General features: G+C 72.9%; 19 protein-coding genes and 1 riboswitch. Of the genes, 9 read left to right on the top strand and 10 right to left on the bottom strand.

From position 1 onward, the window contains the following. Positions 1-253: 253 nt before the first annotated feature. Complete coding sequence (locus tag ACIBJC_RS30525; protein WP_399297980.1) at positions 254-922, bottom strand: GntR family transcriptional regulator; 669 nt, start codon at positions 920-922, stop codon at positions 254-256. A 336-nt stretch (positions 923-1,258) separates the two neighbouring features. On the opposite strand from ACIBJC_RS30525, the gene ACIBJC_RS30520 reads away from it, so the two are divergent. The 7 genes from ACIBJC_RS30520 (at position 1,259) to ACIBJC_RS30490 (ending at position 6,465) form a co-directional block, all read left to right on the top strand. Beyond that, positions 1,259-1,468 carry a hypothetical protein gene (locus tag ACIBJC_RS30520; RefSeq protein ID WP_399297978.1) on the top strand — a complete coding sequence of 70 codons (210 nt, stop codon included), beginning with the start codon at positions 1,259-1,261 and terminating at the stop codon, positions 1,466-1,468. 49 nt (positions 1,469-1,517) lie between these two features. After that, positions 1,518-2,168, top strand: a complete 651-nt coding sequence (locus tag ACIBJC_RS30515; RefSeq protein ID WP_399297976.1) for an NAD(P)H-binding protein — start codon at positions 1,518-1,520, stop codon at positions 2,166-2,168. A 50-nt stretch (positions 2,169-2,218) separates the two neighbouring features. Further along, entirely contained in the window at positions 2,219-2,620 is a 402-nt protein-coding gene (locus tag ACIBJC_RS30510) for a RidA family protein (protein ID WP_399297974.1), read from the top strand. Next, a complete protein-coding gene (locus ACIBJC_RS30505) occupies positions 2,620-3,054 on the top strand; it encodes an SRPBCC family protein (RefSeq protein WP_399297972.1) in 435 nt (144 codons plus the stop codon). Before ACIBJC_RS30510 ends, ACIBJC_RS30505 begins: the two co-directional genes overlap by 1 nt. A gap of 63 nt (positions 3,055-3,117) precedes the next feature. Next, positions 3,118-4,227, top strand: a complete 1,110-nt coding sequence (locus tag ACIBJC_RS30500) for an NADH:flavin oxidoreductase/NADH oxidase (protein ID WP_399297970.1) — start codon at positions 3,118-3,120, stop codon at positions 4,225-4,227. A gap of 76 nt (positions 4,228-4,303) precedes the next feature. Next, positions 4,304-5,047: an SDR family oxidoreductase gene (locus ACIBJC_RS30495; protein ID WP_399297968.1), complete on the top strand. Its 744-nt coding sequence runs from the start codon at positions 4,304-4,306 to the stop codon at positions 5,045-5,047. A 443-nt stretch (positions 5,048-5,490) separates the two neighbouring features. Continuing rightward, on the top strand, positions 5,491-6,465 hold the full coding sequence (locus ACIBJC_RS30490) for an SCO1860 family LAETG-anchored protein (protein ID WP_399297966.1): 975 nt from the start codon (positions 5,491-5,493) through the stop codon (positions 6,463-6,465). 67 nt (positions 6,466-6,532) lie between these two features. Here the strand turns inward: ACIBJC_RS30490 and cobC are convergent, their stop codons facing one another. After that, complete coding sequence (gene cobC / locus ACIBJC_RS30485) at positions 6,533-7,594, bottom strand: Rv2231c family pyridoxal phosphate-dependent protein CobC (RefSeq protein WP_399297964.1); 1,062 nt, start codon at positions 7,592-7,594, stop codon at positions 6,533-6,535. Between the two features lie 199 nt (positions 7,595-7,793). After that, complete coding sequence (locus ACIBJC_RS30480) at positions 7,794-8,264, bottom strand: cobalamin biosynthesis protein (protein WP_399297962.1); 471 nt, start codon at positions 8,262-8,264, stop codon at positions 7,794-7,796. Positions 8,265-8,270: 6 nt separating this feature from the next. On the opposite strand from ACIBJC_RS30480, the gene ACIBJC_RS30475 reads away from it, so the two are divergent. After that, complete coding sequence (locus tag ACIBJC_RS30475; RefSeq protein ID WP_399297960.1) at positions 8,271-9,044, top strand: ZIP family metal transporter; 774 nt, start codon at positions 8,271-8,273, stop codon at positions 9,042-9,044. 20 nt (positions 9,045-9,064) lie between these two features. On the opposite strand, the gene ACIBJC_RS30470 is transcribed toward ACIBJC_RS30475, so the two are convergent. The 7 genes from ACIBJC_RS30470 to ACIBJC_RS30440 all read right to left on the bottom strand — a co-directional run bounded on the left by ACIBJC_RS30470 (position 9,065) and on the right by ACIBJC_RS30440 (position 17,630). Then, the gene (locus ACIBJC_RS30470; RefSeq protein WP_399297958.1) at positions 9,065-10,465 is read right to left on the bottom strand and encodes a cobyrinate a,c-diamide synthase; all 1,401 of its coding nucleotides are present in this window, start codon (positions 10,463-10,465) and stop codon (positions 9,065-9,067) included. Then, positions 10,459-11,058, bottom strand: a complete 600-nt coding sequence (gene cobO / locus ACIBJC_RS30465) for a cob(I)yrinic acid a,c-diamide adenosyltransferase (RefSeq protein WP_329826232.1) — start codon at positions 11,056-11,058, stop codon at positions 10,459-10,461. The genes ACIBJC_RS30470 and cobO overlap by 7 nt, the downstream gene beginning before the upstream one ends. Beyond that, positions 11,058-13,163: a putative cobaltochelatase gene (locus ACIBJC_RS30460; protein ID WP_399297956.1), complete on the bottom strand. Its 2,106-nt coding sequence runs from the start codon at positions 13,161-13,163 to the stop codon at positions 11,058-11,060. The genes cobO and ACIBJC_RS30460 overlap by 1 nt, the downstream gene beginning before the upstream one ends. 70 nt (positions 13,164-13,233) lie before the next feature. Continuing rightward, entirely contained in the window at positions 13,234-14,790 is a 1,557-nt protein-coding gene (locus tag ACIBJC_RS30455) for a cobyric acid synthase (RefSeq protein ID WP_399297954.1), read from the bottom strand. Next, positions 14,787-15,794: a cobalamin biosynthesis protein gene (locus tag ACIBJC_RS30450; protein ID WP_399297952.1), complete on the bottom strand. Its 1,008-nt coding sequence runs from the start codon at positions 15,792-15,794 to the stop codon at positions 14,787-14,789. Before ACIBJC_RS30450 ends, ACIBJC_RS30455 begins: the two co-directional genes overlap by 4 nt. A gap of 36 nt (positions 15,795-15,830) precedes the next feature. Beyond that, positions 15,831-15,951: riboswitch (cobalamin riboswitch) on the bottom strand. Between the two features lie 119 nt (positions 15,952-16,070). Beyond that, positions 16,071-16,334: a hypothetical protein gene (locus ACIBJC_RS30445; protein WP_329826236.1), complete on the bottom strand. Its 264-nt coding sequence runs from the start codon at positions 16,332-16,334 to the stop codon at positions 16,071-16,073. 12 nt (positions 16,335-16,346) lie between these two features. Continuing rightward, on the bottom strand, positions 16,347-17,630 hold the full coding sequence (locus tag ACIBJC_RS30440; RefSeq protein WP_399297950.1) for an anion permease: 1,284 nt from the start codon (positions 17,628-17,630) through the stop codon (positions 16,347-16,349). 140 nt (positions 17,631-17,770) lie between these two features. Here ACIBJC_RS30440 and ACIBJC_RS30435 point away from each other — a divergent pair, with 140 nt between their 5' ends. After that, positions 17,771-18,481 (top strand): class II aldolase/adducin family protein, encoded by a 711-nt coding sequence (locus ACIBJC_RS30435; protein WP_399297948.1) that lies wholly within the window; start codon positions 17,771-17,773, stop codon positions 18,479-18,481. Positions 18,482-18,499 lie beyond the last annotated feature (18 nt).

Below are 18,499 nucleotides of genomic sequence, written 5' to 3'. Positions count from 1 at the left end.
GCACGGCGGCGAGGACATGTTCCTGCCCGGCGTTCATGAGGCAAGTGGGCTGTCGGGGAATCCATTGGCGGGAGTCGTGGTGCCGCAGGCAAAGGGGCCCGCGCCGGTGAACGTACCGCATGGCTGCTCGGCGAACCCGGCCGCTGGAACAGGTCCGCAGGGCCTGGACTGGCTCCGCGCTGCGCCGGTCCAGGGGGAATCTCTTCAGAAGCCGACTCCGGGCCGACTGACTGCGGGCGGCCGTCCGTAGCACTCAGTTCGCGGCGGCGTTCCCGGTCACTACGTCGACGGCGTGGCGGCGGTGTGCGGCGAAGAGGTCGAGCGCGGTTTCGGTGTCGCGGGAGCGCAGCGCGGTCACGAGCCCGTGGTGCTCGCGCGGGATGCAGCCGAGGTACCCGTCGGTGCTGAGGTTGATCCGGGTCAGCAGGAACAGGTGGACCTGGCACCGGATGCCGTCCCAGGCGTCGGCGAGGCGCTGGTGGCCGGCGGCGGCGAAGACGGCGTCGTGGAAGGCGATGTCCAGTCGCACCATCTCGTGGGCGTCCGTTACGTGCTGCATGACCTCGGCCGCCTTGGCGAGGGACGCGAGGTCCTCGTCCGAGGCCCGCGTGATCACTTGGCGGACGGCCAGGTCTTCCAGTGCGCCACGCAGGCTGTCGAGCTCAGCGACATCCTCAGGAGTCACTGTCGTCACTGTCGTCCCGCGGTGCCACGCGCAGTGGACCAGCCCCTCGCGCTCCAGTACCCGCAGTGCTTCACGTACCGGGCCGCGGCTGACATCCATCGTGGCGGACAGTTCCACCTCGCGAAGCTGGGCGCCGGGGGCGTAGATCCCGCTGAAGATGGCCTCCCGGATCCGGTCTGCGACCTCGTCCGACAGGCCACGGCGGCGGGCCGGGGACACCTTGCCCTGATCACTCATGTCCGACTTGCACCTCCTGGGCTACGTCCTAATGTTAACATCAACGGGTTGTCTCATTGTTAACATTAGGACAATGGGGTGATCCTCTTTGAATCCACTCTCGGAAAGGCGGTGCCGTGACTGTTCTCGACTCCCCGATCCCCCGGTTCCACCTGGCCGTGCCGGTCGACGACCTGGCCGCCGCGCGTCGCTCTACGGCGACGTGCTGGGCCTGGAGCAGGGCCGCGGCGCGGACACGTGGGTGGACTGGAATCTGCACGGCCACCAATGCGTCACGGATCTCGCACCGGAGCGCGCGCAGCGCATACACACCCGGTCGACGGTCACGACGTCCCGGTGCCGCACTTCGGGGTGATCCTTTCGATCCCCGATTTCCAGGGCCTCGCCGACCGGCTGCGTGCGGCGGGCACCGAGTGCGTCATCGAGCCCTACGTCCGCTTCGAGGGTCAGCAGGGCGAGCAGCACACGATGTTCCTCCTCGACCCGGCCGGCAACGCCCTGGAGTTCAAAGCGTTCGCCGACGACTCCCAGGTGTTCGCCGCCTGACCGGCGGACACCACACCCCTTTTCCACCCACGAAAGACGGGACGAACTCATGAAGGTGTTCCAGATCGGCGCTGCCGGTGGAGTCGGCCGCCGCCTCACCCAACTCCTCACCGCTCGTGGGGACTCGGCGACCGGCATGCATCGCGGGCCCGCTCAGGGCGAGACCGTGCGAGAGGCCGGCGGGACACCGGTGATCGGCGATCTCATCACCGACGCGGTCAACGACCTCGCGCGGAAGATGCAGGGCCACGACGCGGTGGTCTTCTCGGCCGGCGCGCACGGCACCGGCATGGACAAGACGACCCTCATCGACGGCAAGGGCCTTCAGAAGGCCGCCGACGCGGCCGCGCTCGCCGGGGTGACACGGTTCGTCCTGGTCTCGGTTTTCCCCGACGCGCTGCGCGGCGGCGAGGGAGGTGCGGGCTTCGAGCACTACATCAAGGTCAAGAAGAGTGCCGACGTGTACCTGACGCGCACGGATCTCGACTGGCTGATCGTCCGTCCCGGAACCCTGCTGGACACTCCCGGCGGCGGCCGGGTCACCGCCGGGTCCGCTGTCGAGTACGGCGACGTGCACCGCGACGATGTCGCCGCGTTCATCGACGCCGCCCTGCACGAGCCCGCCCTCAGCCGCGTGATCGTCGAGCTGACCTCCGGCGACACCCCCGTCGCGGACGCGGTCGCCCGCCTGGCCGCCTGAGCCCGCGCCCCACCCACCCCTGCATCCCCCACCGGAGAAGGACAACCACCATGACTGCGATCGACTCCTACAGCCACGGCGTCCCGGGCGAGCGCGAGTTCGGTTTCGCCCAGGCCATCAAGGTCGAGCACACGATCCATGTCTCGGGCCAGCTCTCCCACGACGAAGTGGGCAACTTCCTCCACCCGGACGACTTCGAGGCCCAGACCGCGCAGGTCTTCGCCAACTTCGAGAAGGTCCTCGCCCACTACGGCGCCACCCGCAACCAGGTCGTCTCCGAGACCCAGTACATCGTGGACCTGCCGAAGTACAACAACGCGATGGCGGCCGCCAACCTGGCCTACTTCGGCGATCACCGCCCCACCAGCAGCACCATCGGCGTGGCCCACCTGTTCTTCCCCGGCCAGCTCATCGAGACCAACTTCGTCATCGACACCCGTCTGCCCGCCTGATGGCACAGGCGTACTGGAGCTCAGTCTTCACCAGCTCCGCAGACGAGACATGGGCCGTCGTCCGGCGGTTCAACGGCCTGCCCGACTGGCACCCGGCCATCCGGGCGAGCGAGATCATCGGGGGCGGCAACGGGCTCACCCCCGGTGCGGTCCGCCTTCTCACCGGGGTGGACGGCAGCATCTACCGGGAACGCCTCGTGGCGCTGGACGAGGTCGACCGGAAGCTGAGTTACGAGATCGTCGAGGCACCGCTGCCGGTCCGCGGCTACCGCTCGACGCTGCACGTCCAGCCCGTCTCCGACACCGGCGGCGCCTTCCTCAGTTGGCACGCCACCTTCGATCCGGCCGACGGCACCACAGCCCAGGAGGCCGCCACGGTCCTCGAAGCGGCCTACGCCCCCGCCCTCGCGGGCCTCCACACGATCATCGCCTGACACCGGACGGCAGCCGCCCCGTCCGATGGCATCGCTCACCGACCACGAAAGAAGCACCCCCGCATGAGTTCCCTGTTCACCCCCCTGACCCTGCGATCCCTTCAGATACCCAACCGGGTCTGGATGTCCCCGATGTGCATGTACTCCGCCGCCCCCGAGGGCCCGGACACCGGGGCGCCGACCGACTTCCACCTCACGCATCTGGCCTCCCGCGCCGCCGGCGGCGCCGGTCTGGTCATGGCCGAGGCCACCGGCGTACGCCCCGACGGGCGCATCAGCCCCTGGGACCTGGGCCTGTGGAACGACCGCCAGCAGAAGGCGTTCACCCGCATCACTGAGGCCATCAAGGCCCACGGTGCCGTCCCGGCCGTCCAGCTCGCGCACGCCGGCCGCAAGGCGTCGGTGGACAAGCCCTGGCTGTCCGACCGCTACCTGAGCGAGTCCGAGGGCGGCTGGCAGCCCGTCGCCCCCAGCGCGATCGCCTACGACGGCCTTGCTGTCCCGCACGAGCTGACCGTGGACGAGATCCAGCAGCTGGTACGCGACTTCGCGGACTCCGCGCGGCGCGCGCTGGCCGCCGGGTTCCAGGTGGTCGAGGTGCACGGAGCCCACGGCTACCTGATCAACTCCTTCCTCTCCCCGGCCTCCAACCACCGCACCGACGCCTACGGCGGTAGCTTCGAGAACCGGATCCGCTTCGCGCTGGAGGTCGTCGACGCGGTCCGTACGGTGTGGCCCGAGGACCTGCCGGTGTTCTTCCGCACTTCGGCCACCGACTGGCTGACCGAGAACCCCGAGGACACCCGCGAGGGCTGGACCGGGGACGACACCGTGCGCCTGGCCAAGGAACTTCACGCTCGCGGCGTCGACCTGCTCGACGTGTCCACCGGCGGTATGGTCCGCGACGCCAAGATCGTCGCCGGGCCCGGCTACCAGGTCCCCTTCGCCACCCAGGCCCGCCAGGCCACCGGCATCCCCACCGCGGCCGTCGGCATCATCACCGAACCGCGGCAGGCGGAGGAGATCCTCACCGGCGGGCAGGCCGACGCCGTCTTCCTCGGCCGCGAACTGCTCCGCAACCCCTACTGGGCCCAGCACGCCGCGCTCGCACTCGACGCCGAGCCGACCTGGCCGGACCAGTACGCCTACGCCGTCAAGCGCCGCAAGCACTGACCCCCCACCCCTTACAGCCTCCGCCGCGCTGCCCCACCAGGGAATGCGCACTGAACCGCCGCACTGGGAGATCCCCATGAACCACCTGCAGGACAAGGTCGTCGTCGTCACCGGCGCCTCCTCCGGCATCGGCGCCGTGAGCGCCAAGGCCCTCGCCGCACGCGGCGCCAAGATTGTCGCCGCGGCCCGCGGCCAGGAAGACCTCGACCAGTTGGTCGCCGACATAGGGAAGGCCGGCGGCACGGTGGCCGCCCGGCTCACCGACGTCGCCGACGCCGCAGACATGCGGGCACTGGCCGACTTCACCGTCGACACCTACGGACGTATCGACGTCCTCGTCAACAACGCCGGACTGATGCTCTTCTCGTACTGGAAGGATCTCGCGCTCGACGACTGGAACCGGATGCTCGACGTGAACATCCGCGGCTACCTCAACGGTGTCCATGCCGTCCTCCCCGTAATGCTCCGCCAGAAGTCGGGCCACATCCTGAACATGGACTCGGTGGCCGGCCACCAGGTCGGCGACGGCGCCGGTGTCTACAGCGCGACGAAGTTCTTCGTGCAGGCCATGACCGAGTCCATGCGCAAGGAACTCGGCGTCCGCGAGGGCATCAAGGCGTCCACGATCAGCCCCGGCGTCATCGACACCGGCTGGGCCGACAAGGTCACCGACCCCACCGGACGCAAGGCCGCCCAAGAGCTCAACACCATCGCCATCAGTCCCGAGGCCATCGCCGACGCCGTCGTCTACGCACTCGACCAGCCCGCCGACGTCACCGTCAACGACCTCGTCATCTCCCCCACCCGCCAGAACTGGTAACACCCCGGGCCCGAACGAGGGCTCCTGCGACGGCGGGACGGCCCGCATCGGGCCCGCCCGCCGTCGCCTGACCTCAAGGAATCGTGATGATCCGCCTTCCCCTCCAGGTCGAGCTCGGCAACGATCCGTCGCAACGCGGCGCTGACGGCTTGCTCATGCGCGAGTTCCTTGGTGACGACCGCCAGCTTCTCCTTTGCCCTCGGCCGCCGGTCCACCGGCGCACGACCCCGGCCGGGAACACACGTGCCCGCTGAGGAACGCGCGTGCCGTAAGAATCGAATGTGGCCCCGAAAACCCCACTTTAGGGTGAACTGACTTCAGGTGCTCACCAGTTCACTCTCCGTACGTAAGGATTCCGGTGTCCCGGTCGCCGCTGCCGCAGTCTCGTGTCCCCGAGCAGGCAGGACGGGCGACGCCAGATCTCTTGTGGGGGTTCCACTCTCTTGAACAGCAACACCTTCCGCATGCCCGCACGCCGCCACCGCGCCGCCGCCGTCGTGGCCGCCGCCGCGCTGACGGCGGGCCCCGTGTTCCTCGCCGCGCCGGCGGGCGCCACCGACGGGCCGGGCGAGGACGCGGGTACGGGCGACGGGCGGGCGAGTGCGGTCGTGCTGCGGGCCGGTCTCGATGTGTCCCTGCTCAACAAGACCGTCAACGTGCCGCTGAGGGCCTCGCTCAACGAGGTCCAGGCCCCGGCGAGCGCGGAGAGGACGGCGCTCTCCGTCGAGCTGGACGGGGTCGACCGGGGCAGGCCCTTCAGCGTGCTGCGCGCCGATGTCGCCACGGCGAAGGCGACGGCCGACGCGCGCCGGTCCAAGGGCTACACCCGGCTCGCCCACGCGAAGGTCCATGTCCCCGGGCTTCCGCTGCTCTCGCTCGTCGAGATCGAGGAGGTCACCTCCAGCGCGGTCTGCGAGGCCGGCAAGAGGCCGGTCGCCGACTCGAACCTGCTGGGGCAGGTGACCGTGCTCGGCAAGAAGGTCACGCTCTCGGCGGGCGGCCCGACGCGGGTCGAGGTGCCGGGCGTGGGCGAGGTGACCCTCGACCTGTCGAAGACCCGTACCACCTCCCGTACGGCCGCCGCGACGGCGCTCGGCCTCACGGTCTCGGTGAACCCGTTGAAGCTGAACGTCGCCGAGGTCGAGGGCACGCTCACGCTCGCCGAGGCGACCTGTGAGTCCCCGAAGGCGCCCGCAGCCGCGGTGCCGGAGCCTTCCGAGACGTCCACGGTGCGGGAACCGGCGAAGCCGGAGCAGGCCGGGCCGAACCCGCAGAGCGCCGCCGAACCCGAGCAGGCCAACCTGGCGGAGACGGGCGGCGACTCCGCCACGCCGTATCTGGCCGGCGGCGCGGCGGCGCTCCTCGCCGCGGGCGCGGGCGCCCTGGCCCTGACGAGGAGGGTGCGCGCCAGGCGTTGATCCGTCCTGCCGGTGCGCGCCGGGCGGGAGGCCACGGCCTCGCGTCCGGCGCGCACCGGCGGACTCCTCAGCCCCCGACCGCCGTGAGCGCCTGGTCCAGCGCCTGGAGGAAACGGTTCGTCGTGGTGCGGTCCCGGACCGCCAGGCGGAGCCAGCGGGGGCCCAGGCCCGGGAAGGTGTCGCCGCGTCTGGCCGCGAAGCCCAGGGTGCGCAGCCGGGCCCGTACCGCGTCCGCGCGGTCCATGGCGATCAGGACGAACGGGCCCTCCGCGGCCTCCACCGCCCGTACCTCCTCGAACTCCGCCAGCCCCGCCAGCAGATGCGCGCGCTCCACCGCCATCGCGCGCGCCGCCCGCTCCGCCTCCGCGAGCGCCGCGGGCTCCATGCACGCCTGCGCCGCCGCCAGCGCGGGTGTGGAGACCGGCCACAGCGGCTGGACGCGTTCCAGCGCGGCCACCGTCCCCGGCTCCGCCAGTACGTACCCGATGCGCAGCCCCGCCAGCCCCCAGGTCTTGGTGAGGCTGCGCAGCACCACCAGGCCCGGTACGTCCGTACGCCCCGCCAGCGCCTCCGGCTCGCCCGGTACCGCGTCCATGAACGCCTCGTCCACCACCAGCGTCCGGCCCGGTCTGGCCAGCTTCGCGATCGTGTCGGCCGGGTGCAGCACGGACGTCGGGTTGGTCGGGTTGCCGATCACCACCAGATCGGCGTCCTCGGGCACCTCCGCCGGGTCGAGCCGGAAGCCGTCGCCCGCCCGCAGCAGCACCCGGCCCACCTCGTGGCCCGCGTCCCGCAGCGCCGCCTCCGGCTCCGTGAACTGCGGGTGCACGACGACGGGTCTGCGGGCCGGCAGCGCCCGTGCGAGCAGGACGAACGCCTCCGCCGCCCCCGCCGTCAGCAGCACCCGCTCCACCGGCAGCCCGTGCCGTGCCGCGACCGCCGCACGCGCCGCGCGCCCGTCTGGATAGGCGGCGAGCCCGGTCAGCGAATCGGCGATCCGCGCGCGCAGCCAGGCCGGGGGCGTGCCCGTACGGACATTGACCGCGAGGTCGACCAGGCACGCGGCGCCGTCCCGGACCTCCGCGTCGCCGTGATGGCGCAGGTCGTAGCTGTCAGCGCGCGTAGACATGGCGGCCACCACTGTGATGATCATCGGATATGGCGGCGGGCCCGCAGGACCGGACCGCCGGCGGCAGGGGAGACGATCCCCGCTGGTGGGGTGCCATGCTCACGGTTCACTCTGCTCTCGATGGAGGGACGGTCCCGGACGGCCGGAGGGCCGGAGGGCCGAAGGGCCGGGGAAGGTGAGGGTACGGGCGACACCGACATCATTTCCGCCCGGGCCGGTTCCACTCCGACTGGCCCCTGTACGCCACCGCACAGGTGACCCGCCCCGGACCGGAAACCGGCCCGGAAATCGGACGGGATTTCCGTTTCGGTACGAGCAGACCCCCGCCGCCCGCGAGCGCCGCGGCCTCCGCGACGGACGCCGTCCCCACGGCGGCGAGCGCCGCCGCCGACGGATGCGGTACGGCGATCCCGGCCAGCAGCGCGGCCGGATAGCCCCGTACACGCACACCGAGCCGCGCCGCCGCCCCGGTGATCCCCGCCGCCCCCGCCTTCGTCTCGACCGTCGCCAGTTCCACGACGCGGGACGGGGCCAGTCCCGCCTCCCGCAGCGTCTCCTCGATCAGCCCGAGCACCTCGCCCACCGACGCGCCGTCGCGCGCGCCGACCCCCACCACGAGCGCCGCCCCCGGATCCTGATGTGCGCCGACCCCGTCCGATCGGCTATGCAAGGGCCCATGGCGGTCTTCGTCGCGCTCGGCGCGTTCCTCATGACGCTGTTCGGCGGCTGGACGGCGCAGCGCGTCACCGACCGGCGTCATCTCGTGCTGGGACTCGCCGGTGGGCTGATGCTCGGCGTGGTCGGCCTCGACCTGCTGCCCGAGGCGCTGCACGCCGCCGGTGAGGAGTTCCTGGGGGTGCCGCGGGCGCTGCTGCTCTTCGTCGGCGGATTCCTCGTCGCCCATCTGGTCGAACGGCTCCTCGCCGTCCGTCAGGCCGCCCACGGCGGCGACCCGCACGGCCCCGCCGGGCCCGGTCACACCCACGGCCACGGCCCCGGCAGGGACGGGCGCGTCCCCCAGGTGGGGCTGACCGCCGCCGCGGCCATGGTGGGCCACAGCCTGATGGACGGCATCGCCCTCGGCGCGGCCTTCCAGATCGGCGGCGGCATGGGCACCGCCGTCGCCCTCGCCGTCATCGCCCATGACTTCGCCGACGGCTTCAACACGTACACGATCACCAGCCTGTACGGGAACGACCGCCGCCGGGCCATCGCCATGCTGGTCGCGGACGCCCTCGCACCGGTCGTCGGCGCCGCGTCCACGCTGTTCTTCACGCTCCCCGAGGAGTTGCTCGGCAGCTACCTCGGGTTCTTCGGCGGCGCGCTGCTCTATCTCGCCGCCGCCGAGATCCTGCCCGAGGCGCACCACGACCACCCGGCCCGCTCCACGCTCCTGTGCACCGTCCTGGGCGTCGGCTTCATCTGGCTGGTCGTGGGGGTCGCCGGCTGACCCCCACGCCGTAAAGGCGTTCACCGCCCGTCCCTGCCCACCGCCTGTGCCACGAACCGCCGCGCCATCTCCGGCGTCGCCGCCCAGTGCGTGTGCAGATAGCTCGCGTGCACGCCGCCCCTGACGAACCCCTCCACCCGGCGCTCCGGATGCACCAGACCCCACGCGGGCTCCGCCCCGGCCCCCGGCTCCAGCACCGTCCGGTGGAACTCGTGGCCCCGTACCCGGGTCCCCGCCACCGCCAGCGCGCTGTCGCCGATCGCCACCGCCTCCCGGTAGCCCAGCGTCAGCCGCCCCGACATCCGGGCGTCGGCCGGCAGCACCCCGCACATCGGCTTCCCGTCCAGGGAGCGCGCCAGATAGAGCAGCCCGGCGCACTCGGCGGCCACCGGCGCGCCCGTGTACGCCAGCTCCGCCACGGCCTTGCGCAGCGGCTCGTTGGCGGACAGCTCCGGCGCGTACACCTCGGGGAAGCCGCCCCCGATCACCAGCCCCCGGGTGCCCGGGGGCAGCGCCTCGTCCCGCAGCGGGTCGAAGGGGACGACATCGGCGCCGGCCGCCGTCAGCAACTCGGTGTGCTCGGCGTACGAGAACGTGAACGCCGGCCCGCCGGCCATCGCGATCACCGGCCGCCCGCGCTCCGGGTCCACGACCGGCGCCACACCCGGCTCCCACGCCTCCGTGGCCAGCTCGGGCGCGCTGCGCGCCAGCGCCAGCAGCGCCTCCAGGTCGCACCCGGCCCTGACCCGCCCGGCCAGCTCCGCCATCGCGTCGAGCGCGTCCGTACGCCGCTCGGCCACCGGCACCAGACCGAGGTGGCGCGACGGCGTACCGACCTGGTCCGTACGCCGCAGCACCCCCATGACCGGCACCCCGGAGCCGTCCAGCGCGTCCCGCAGCAGCCGCTCGTGCCGGTCCGTGGCGACCTTGTTGAGGATCACCCCGCCGATCCGCACCTCCGGGTCCCAGGACGCGAAGCCGTGCACCAGCGCCGCCACGGAACGCGACTGCGACGAGGCGTCCACGACCAGCACCACCGGCGCCCGCAGCAGCTTCGACACCTGGGCGGTGGAGGCCAGTTCGCCCTGGTCGGAGGCGCCGTCGTACAGCCCCATCACGCCCTCGACGACCGCCAGGTCGCACCCCGCCGCGCCGTACGCGAAGAGCGGCCCGATCAGCCCCGGGCCGCACATGTACGCGTCGAGGTTCCGGCCGGGGCGCGTGACGCCACCCGAGGAGCCCGAGAACCCCGAAGAAACAGCCAGGGTGTGGTACCCGGGATCGATGTAGTCCGGGCCGACCTTGTGCGGGGAGACGGCGAGGCCGCGCTCCGAGAACGCCGCCATCAGGCCCGTCGCGACCGTCGTCTTCCCGCTTCCGGAGGACGGCGCGGCGATGACCAGACGCGGGACGTTCACCACTCGATGCCCCTCTGCCCCTTCTGCCCCGCGTCCATCGGGTGCTTGACCTTCGTCATCTCCGTGACCAGGTCCGCGAAGTCCATCAGCTCCTGCGGCGCGTTGCGGCCGGTGATCACCACATGCTGGGTGCCGGGCCGGTTCCGCAGCACCTCGATCACCTCGTCGGTCGACACCCACCCCCAGTGCAGCGGATACGCGAACTCGTCCAGCACGTACAGCTTGTGCGTCTCGGCCGCCAGATCGCGCTTGACCTGCTCCCAGCCCTCCCGCGCCGCCTCCTCGTTGGAGAACTGCGCGTCCCGCTGCACCCAGGACCAGCCCTCGCCCATCTTGTGCCAGGAGACGGAGCCGCCCTCGCCGCTCGCCCCGAGCACCTTGAGCGCCTGCTCCTCGCCGACCTTCCACTTCGCGGACTTCACGAACTGGAAGACCCCGATCGGCCACCCCTGCGTCCACGCGCGCAGCGCCAGTCCGAACGCCGCCGTCGACTTGCCCTTGCCGGTGCCCGTGTGGACGAGCACCAGCGGACGGTTGCGGCGCTGGCGGGTGGTGAGACCGTCGTCCGGTACGTTCTCCGGCTGTCCCTGCGGCATTAAGCGGCCCTCCTGGGGTCCCCGGTGACGTAACCCTCGCGGTGTCCGTCACTCCTCTGCTGTACGTCCCTGACCAGTCCGGCGATGCTGTCGGCCCGCAGCTCGTCCAGGGTGATCGCCGTCCCCGCCAGCTCGCCGGCGAGCGAGGCGGCCAGCCCGAGCCGTACCGGACCCGCCTCGCAGTCCACGACCACCGACGCCGTCCCGTCCGCCGCGTGCAGCCGCGCCGCGCGCGCCGCCAGCGCCACCGGGTCCGGGCCGCCCGTCGCCCGCCCGTCCGTCACCACCAGCAGCAGCGGACGGCGCGCGGGGTCCCGCATCCGCTCCACCCGCAGCACGTCGTGCGCCTTCAGCAGCCCGGCCGCCAGCGGGGTGCGCCCGCCCGTCGGCAGCGACTCCAGCCGGGCCGCCGCCGCGTCCACCGAGGACGTCGGCGGCAGCGCCAGCTCCGCGTCCTTCCCCCGGAAGGTGACCAGACCGACCTTGTCGCGCCGCTGGTACGCGTCGAGCAGCAGGGACAGCACCGCGCCCTTCACGGCGCTCATCCGCCGCCTCGCCGCCATCGAACCGGACGCGTCGACCACGAACAGCACGAGATTGCCCTCGCGCCCCTCCTTGGTCGCCTGCCGCAGATCGTCCCTGCGCACCACGAGACCGGGACCGCTGCGCCCGCGCGCCCGCTGGTGCGGCGCCGCCGCCTGCACGGTCGCCGCGAGATGCAGCTTGGTCAGCGCGCCCCGGGGCCGCCGCGACCCGGTCGTCCTGCCGCGCTCGGTACGGGCCCGGGAGCGGCGCCCTGCCGCGCCCTCGCCCAGCCCCGGCACGCTCAGCACCTTCGTGCGGAACGGCTCGGCGGACCGTACGGGGGCCTGCTCACCGGCCCCGGCGCGCGGCTGCCCGCCCTCGGGCTGTGTTTCTGGCTGGGCGTCCGTCTCCTGAGGGCCGGGCGTGTCGTCCTGCGCCGGACCGTCCTGCGCGGGCGTGTCGGGGGCCTCGGGGCCGCCGCGCGGCGGCTGCCCGCCCCCGCCTCCGGGCCCGTCGGGGCCGTCGGGATCCGGGTCCTCGCCGTCCTCGTCGCCCTGGAACTCCTCCAGCGTGTCGTCGAGCTTCTCCTCGTCGAGCCCCGGCGCGTCGAAGGGGTTACGGCGCCTGCGGTGCGGCAGCGCCAGCAGCGCCGCCTGCCGTACGTCGTCGGCGGTGACGTCCGTACGCCCCGCCCACGCCGCCAGCGCCGTCGCCGTCCGCGCCATCACGATGTCCGCGCGCATCCCGTCCACCTCGAAGGCGGCGCAGGTCGCGGCTATCTGACGCAGCGCCGTGTCCCCGAGGCGCACGCCCGGCAGCAGCGCGCGCGCCGCGACGATCCGCTCCCGCAGCGCGGTCTCCTCGCCGGCCCAGCGCGCCGCGAACCCGGCCGGGTCGTCGTCGTACGCGAGCCGCCGCCGTACCACCTCCACCCGCAGGTCGGGCTCGCGGGACGCCGCGACCTCCACGGTCAGCCCGAAGCGGTCCAGCAACTGGGGCCGCAGCTCGCCCTCCTCCGGGTTCATCGTCCCGACGAGCAGGAAGCGCGCGGCGTGCCGTACGGAGACGCCCTCGCGCTCGACGTACGAGGCGCCCATGGCCGCCGCGTCCAGCAGCAGGTCCACGAGGTGGTCGTGGAGCAGGTTGACCTCGTCCACGTACAGCACCCCGCGGTGCGCGTCCGCGAGCAGTCCGGGCTCGAACGCCTTCACGCCCTCCGAGAGCGCCCGTTCGATGTCCAGCGCCCCCACGAGCCGGTCCTCGGACGCGCCCACGGGCAGCTCGACCATCCGCGCGGCCCGCGCCTCGCCGGGGACGCTCCCGTGCGGACCGTCCGGATCGTGCGGACCGTCCGGGCAGCGCGGATCCGGCGCGGCCGGGTCGCAACTGAACCGGCACCCCGTCACCACCGGCACCTCGGGCAGCAGGGCGGCCAGCGCCCGTACGGCCGTCGACTTCGCCGTGCCCTTCTCACCCCGTACGAGAACGCCGCCGACCGCCGGACTGACCGCGTTCAGCAGCAGGCCGAGCCGCAGATCGTCCATCCCCACCACGGCGGTGAACGGAAAAGGGGTGCTCATAGGCTGATCGCTCCTTCGAATGACTCATCGATGACCGGACGGCGTCCCACGGTGCTCAGTCCTACGGTGCTCACGGGGCCCCCGGAGGGATGAACGGCAGCCCGGCCGGGGCGCCCTCCTCGATCAGGCGCAGCAGCGCGGCCGTGTCCGCGTGCTCCTCGACGAGGTCAGCGAGCAGATCGAGCTGCTCCTCGCGCAGCGCGCCGAAGCTCGTGTCCGGCGCTGGCACGAACCGCCGGCCGGCCGTCCGCGCCACCTCCGTCAGGAACCGCCGCCGGAACGCGTCGCTCTCCAGCGCCCCGTGCCAGTGCGTGCCCTGGACGGACCCGGCCCGGCAGCCGTCCAGCGCCCGCCCTTCCGAGTCCGTGACAAAAGCGTCCCCGCCGCGCACGTCCGCGACACCGTGATGGATCTCGTACCCCTCGACCCGCTCGCCGAGGGCCACCCCGACCGGCCGCGCGAGGGTCTTCTCCCGCTCGAACCTGACGCGTACGGGCAGCAGTCCGAGCCCGGCCACCTCACCCGCCCGGGACTCCACCTCGTCGTCGATCCGCTCGCCGAGGATCTGGTAGCCGCCGCAGATCCCCAGCACGGGGCGGCCCTCGGCGGCCCGCAGGGCCAGCGCGTCGGCCAGCCCGCGCTCCCGCAGCCACGCCAGCGCCCGCACCGTGCCGCGCGTGCCCGGCACGATCACCAGGTCGGCGTCGGCCAGCTCCTCGGGACGGTCCACGAACCGCACCACGACCCCGGGCTCGGCCGCCAGCGCGTCCACATCGGTGAAGTTCGACATCAGCGGTACGGCGCAGACCGCGATCCGCAGCACGTCCGCGCCGTACGGGGGAGCCACCACCGACTCGCGCACGGCGCCGCGCAGCGAGACCCGCAGACCGTCCTCCTCGTCGATGCCCAGACCGTGCCGGAAGGGCAGCACCCCGAGCGTCGCCCGCCCGGTCAGCCCCCGGAGCATGTCGAGCCCCGGCTCCAGCAGCGAGACATCTCCCCGGAACTTGTTGACGAGATACCCGGCGACCAGCGCCTGGTCCTCGGGGCTCAGCAGCGCGGTCGTCCCGAAGAAGGACGCGAAGACCCCGCCCCGGTCGATGTCCCCGACCACGACCACCGGGAGCCGCGCGGCCCGCGCGATCCCCATGTTCACGATGTCGGTACGACGGAGATTGATCTCGGCCGGGCTGCCCGCGCCCTCGCAGATCACGGCGTCGTACGTGGACCGCAGCTCCTCCAGGCACGCCAGCACGGGCCCGAGCAGTGCCTCCTGCCGTCCCCCGTGGTAGCCCCGGGCGCTCAGCTCCCCGACGGGCTTGCCCATCAGCACCACCTGGCTGCTGCGGTCGCTGCCCGGCTTCAGCAGGACGGGGTTCATCAGCGCGGTCGGCTCCACGCGCGCGGCCTGCGCCTGCATCGCCTGGGCGCGCCCGATCTCGGCGCCCTCGCGTGTCACGAACGAGTTCAGCGACATGTTCTGGCCCTTGAACGGCGCCACCTTCACGCCCCGGCGCACCAGCCAGCGGCAGATCCCCGCCGTGACGACGCTCTTGCCCGCGTCGGAGGTCGTGCCGGCGATCAGCAGCCCTCCGCCGAGCCCGGTGCCGCCGCTGTTCCGGCTCATCCACGCCTCCTGGTGGTCCCGGCCGCGCGCACCGCGCCGTACACGAGGCGGCCCGTGACACAGGCCGCGAGAGCGAGCACGTTGACCCGGCGGGCCAGCCGCACGGCGCGCTCGATGTCCGGGACCCCGACCGGGCGCCCCCTGCCGTTCAGGACGGGCCGGTGCTCCACCCGCCCGCCGTACGTGAGCGTCCCGCCGAGGCGTACGCCCAGGGCCCCGGCGAACGACGCCTCCACCGGGCCCGCGTTGGGGCTCGGATGGCGGTGCGCGTCCTGCCGTACGGCCCGCAGCGCGCCGCGCCTGTCCGCCCCGGCGGCGACGGCCAGCGCGGCGGTCAGCCGGGCCCCCGGCCACCCCACGACATCGTCGAGGCGGGCCGACGCCCAGCCGAACCGGCGGTAACGCTCGCTCTTGTGGCCCACCATCGCGTCCAGCGTGTTCACGGCGCGGAACCCGACGAGCCCCGGCGCCCCGGCGACCGCGCCCCACACCAGGGCGCCCACGACGGCGTCGGAGGTGTTCTCGGCGACGGACTCCACGACGGCGCGCGCTATCTGCGCCTCGTCCAGGGAGTACGGGTCGCGCCCGCACAGATGCGGCAGGCGCCGCCGGGCGCCTTCGAGGTCCCCGGCGGCCAGCGCCGCGCCGACGGCCCGCGCCTCGCGGCCCAGCGAGGTGCCCCCGACCACGGACCAGGTGGCGGCGGCGGTCAGCGCCACGGAGGCGGCGGGGCCGCGGCGTACCGCGGTGGCGGCCAGGGCCGCGGCCCCGGCGGCGCCTCCGGCGCAGAGCGCGGTGTGCAGCGCGCCCCAGCCGCGGTGGTCGTGCCACAGCGCGCGCTCGACGGCCCCGGCGGCCCGCCCGAAGGCGGCCACCGGATGTCCCCGGCGCGGATCGCCGAACAGCCGGTCGCCCAGCAGGCCGAGGGTGGCGCCGTACGCGAAGACCCGCTCGGCGGCAGGGGCGGCTGAACCGCCGCGCGCGGCGGAACCGCAGCCAGGCATGGCGAAGTGTCCTCACTCAGGGTCCGCGCCCCGGTTCGACGTACGTAGTGCGACGGCGAGAGTTCCTGGCTCCTGGAGGCGAGACTCACAGTGACAGTGGCGGGACCGCGCCGGATTCGCACCGGCTTCCTCTACTGCCGTCGTCAATGGCCTCGGAAGTCCACCACGCCGTGCAACACCCGTCAACTCATCCTTGACCTGCGACGGGACAGTGTGCGGAGCCCCACATCGGACCGGTCGGCCGATGCGGGGCTCCTCTGAGGGCCGCTCGTGGGCTCAGGCCACGATGAGACTGATCCCGTACGCGACGGCCCCGACGCAGAGCGCGAAGCACAGGTAGGCGCCGGCGCGGGCCGCGAGGGGTGCGGAGCCGGTGGCGGGGGTGGAGGCGGCGGCCGAGGTGCCGGCCGGGCCCTGGGGGGCCGTGGAACCCCGCTTGGCGAGGCCCACGATGCCGAGGGTGAAGAGGCCCACGAGGGCGACGGTCGCCACGAGGCTGACGCCGAAGACGGAGCCGAGTGCTGCCCAGTCGATGTTCATACGGTCGCTTCCTTACACCGTGGCGGGGCGGGCCGGCTCGCCGGTCTGGCCCGGGGTGGTGGCCGCGGGGGCCGGGATGGTGGTCGAGAGGTCCTGGCCGGGGGCGCCCGCCGGGGGAGGCGGGGTGACGGCCGCGATGGCGGTGGTCACCACTCCGGCCGGCTCGGCGGCGAGGTCGGTGTCCGTGTCGGCGCCGGTCCCGGCGGTGACGTTGGTGTGGTCGACCGGACGGCGGCGCGAGGCGAGCCAGATCCCGGCGGAGCCCGCGACCAGCAGGACCGCGACGACGGCGATGCCCCAGGTGCCCTGGCCGGTCAGGAACTCGGCGCCCGCGGCGACCAGACCGGCGGCCGGCAGCGTCAGCCCCCAGGCGACGAACATCCGGGTGGCGGTGGACCAGCGCACCACTCCGCCCTTGCGGCCGAGCCCGGCGCCCATCACGGCACCGGAGCAGGACTGCGTGGTGGAGAGCGAGAAGCCCAGGTGCGAGGAGGCCAGGATGACCGTCGCTGCGCTGGTCTGGGCGGCGAAGCCCTGCTGCGGCTGGAGGTCGGTGAGGCCGGTGCCCATGGTGCGGATGATGCGCCAGCCGCCGAGGTACGTGCCGAGCGCGATGGCGATCCCGGCGGAGACGATGACCCACAGGGGCGGGTTGGAGCCGGGGGCGAGGACGCCGCCGGTGACCAGGGCGAGCGTGATGACGCCCATGGTCTTCTGCGCGTCGTTGGTGCCGTGGGCCAGCGAGACGAGCCCGGCGGAGGCGATCTGCCCGGCCCGGTAGCCCTTGGCGGTGGCCTTGTCGTCCGTGTCGCGGCCGATCCGGTACGTCAGCTTCGTCGCCAGCAGGGCGGCGAGCCCGGCGACCACGGGGGCGGCGAGCGCGGGGATCAGGACCTTGGTGACGACCACACCGCCGTTGACGCCGGAGGCGCCCACGGACATCAGGGTGGCGCCGATCAGGCCGCCGAAGAGCGCGTGGGAGGAGCTGGACGGGAGTCCGAGCAGCCAGGTGAAGAGATTCCACAGGATGGCGCCGACGAGCGCCGCGAAGATCACTTCAGTTCTGATGCCCTGTTCGTTGATGAGCCCGCCGGAGATCGTCTTGGCGACCTCCACGGACAGGAACGCGCCGACGAGATTCAGGACCGCGGACATACCCACCGCGACCTTGGGCTTCAGAGCGCCGGTCGAGATGGTCGTCGCCATCGCGTTGGCGGTGTCGTGGAAACCGTTCGTGAAATCGAACACGAGAGCTGTCACGATCACGATCGCGAGCAGCAGCGTGATGTGTTCCATTGACCCAGGACCCAGGCAATCGTTCGACGTCGGTGGCCTCGGTGAACGTAGGGAGTCAGAGTGAACGGAAGATGAACTGGGCGGGTCTACGGAGTGACCCACTCCGTGGAGATGTCCGCGACGCCTGGCAGGATCGGCGTATGACGGATGAGCGGACCGGCGAGCAAGGTGAACTGACCGGCGGACAGGGTGAGTCGGCGGTCGAGCGGGGCGCCCTGGAGCGGGCCTGGACGGAGCTGGTCGACACCGCCCGGAGAACGGCGGCGGAGGGGCTCGTCGTCGGCACCTCCGGCAATGTCTCGGTGCGGGTCGGCGAGCTGATTCTCGTCACCCCGAGCGGAGTGCCGTACGACCGGCTCACCCCCGGCGACGCGATCGCGGTCGACCTCGCGGGACGGCAGGTGCTCGGCACCCTCACCCCCACCAGCGAACTCCCTCTACACCTGGCCGTCTACCGCGACACGTCCGCGACGGCCGTGGTCCACACCCACGCCGTGCACGCCACCGCGGTCTCCACCCTCGTCCCCGAGCTCCCCTTGATCCACTACATGGCGGCGGCCCTCGGCGGCCCGGTCCGCGTCGCCCCGTACGCGCTGTACGGCTCGGAGGAGCTGGCCCGCGGGATGTGCGAGGCCCTGGAGGACCGTACGGCCTGCCTGCTGCGGAACCACGGCACGGTGGCGTACGGCGACACCCTCGCCCAGGCGTACGACCGCACCGCCCAGCTCGAATGGATGTGCCAGCTCTGGCTCACGGCGAGCGCGGTGCCGGGACACCGGCCCTCGCTGCTGTCGGAGGAGCAGGTCCGGGAGGTGGGGGAGAAGCTACGGGGCTACGGCCAGCGGAGCTGACCCCGGGACGGGCACCGG

The sequence above is a fragment of the Streptomyces sp. NPDC050509 genome (assembly GCF_044457965.1).
Lineage (GTDB): Bacteria > Actinomycetota > Actinomycetes > Streptomycetales > Streptomycetaceae > Streptomyces.
The sequence above is the reverse complement of the archived record's forward strand: the minus strand, read 5'-3'. Positions and strand labels throughout refer to the sequence as shown.

Excerpts from the sequence above, each read along its gene's own strand:
- ACIBJC_RS30460 (WP_399297956.1), bottom strand. The coding sequence starts at position 13,163 with ATGAGCACCCCTTTTCCGTTCACCGCCGTGGTGGGGATGGACGATCTG.
- ACIBJC_RS30500 (WP_399297970.1), top strand. The coding sequence starts at position 3,118 with ATGAGTTCCCTGTTCACCCCCCTGACCCTGCGATCCCTTCAGATACCC.
- ACIBJC_RS30440 (WP_399297950.1), bottom strand. The coding sequence starts at position 17,630 with ATGGAACACATCACGCTGCTGCTCGCGATCGTGATCGTGACAGCTCTC.
- ACIBJC_RS30510 (WP_399297974.1), top strand. The coding sequence starts at position 2,219 with ATGACTGCGATCGACTCCTACAGCCACGGCGTCCCGGGCGAGCGCGAG.
- cobO (WP_329826232.1), bottom strand. The coding sequence starts at position 11,058 with ATGCCGCAGGGACAGCCGGAGAACGTACCGGACGACGGTCTCACCACC.
- ACIBJC_RS30525 (WP_399297980.1), bottom strand. The coding sequence starts at position 922 with ATGAGTGATCAGGGCAAGGTGTCCCCGGCCCGCCGCCGTGGCCTGTCG.
- ACIBJC_RS30445 (WP_329826236.1), bottom strand. The coding sequence starts at position 16,334 with ATGAACATCGACTGGGCAGCACTCGGCTCCGTCTTCGGCGTCAGCCTC.
- ACIBJC_RS30435 (WP_399297948.1), top strand. The coding sequence starts at position 17,771 with ATGACGGATGAGCGGACCGGCGAGCAAGGTGAACTGACCGGCGGACAG.
- ACIBJC_RS30450 (WP_399297952.1), bottom strand. The coding sequence starts at position 15,794 with ATGCCTGGCTGCGGTTCCGCCGCGCGCGGCGGTTCAGCCGCCCCTGCC.
- ACIBJC_RS30515 (WP_399297976.1), top strand. The coding sequence starts at position 1,518 with ATGAAGGTGTTCCAGATCGGCGCTGCCGGTGGAGTCGGCCGCCGCCTC.
- ACIBJC_RS30505 (WP_399297972.1), top strand. The coding sequence starts at position 2,620 with ATGGCACAGGCGTACTGGAGCTCAGTCTTCACCAGCTCCGCAGACGAG.
- ACIBJC_RS30475 (WP_399297960.1), top strand. The coding sequence starts at position 8,271 with ATGGCGGTCTTCGTCGCGCTCGGCGCGTTCCTCATGACGCTGTTCGGC.
- cobC (WP_399297964.1), bottom strand. The coding sequence starts at position 7,594 with ATGTCTACGCGCGCTGACAGCTACGACCTGCGCCATCACGGCGACGCG.
- ACIBJC_RS30455 (WP_399297954.1), bottom strand. The coding sequence starts at position 14,790 with ATGAGCCGGAACAGCGGCGGCACCGGGCTCGGCGGAGGGCTGCTGATC.
- ACIBJC_RS30495 (WP_399297968.1), top strand. The coding sequence starts at position 4,304 with ATGAACCACCTGCAGGACAAGGTCGTCGTCGTCACCGGCGCCTCCTCC.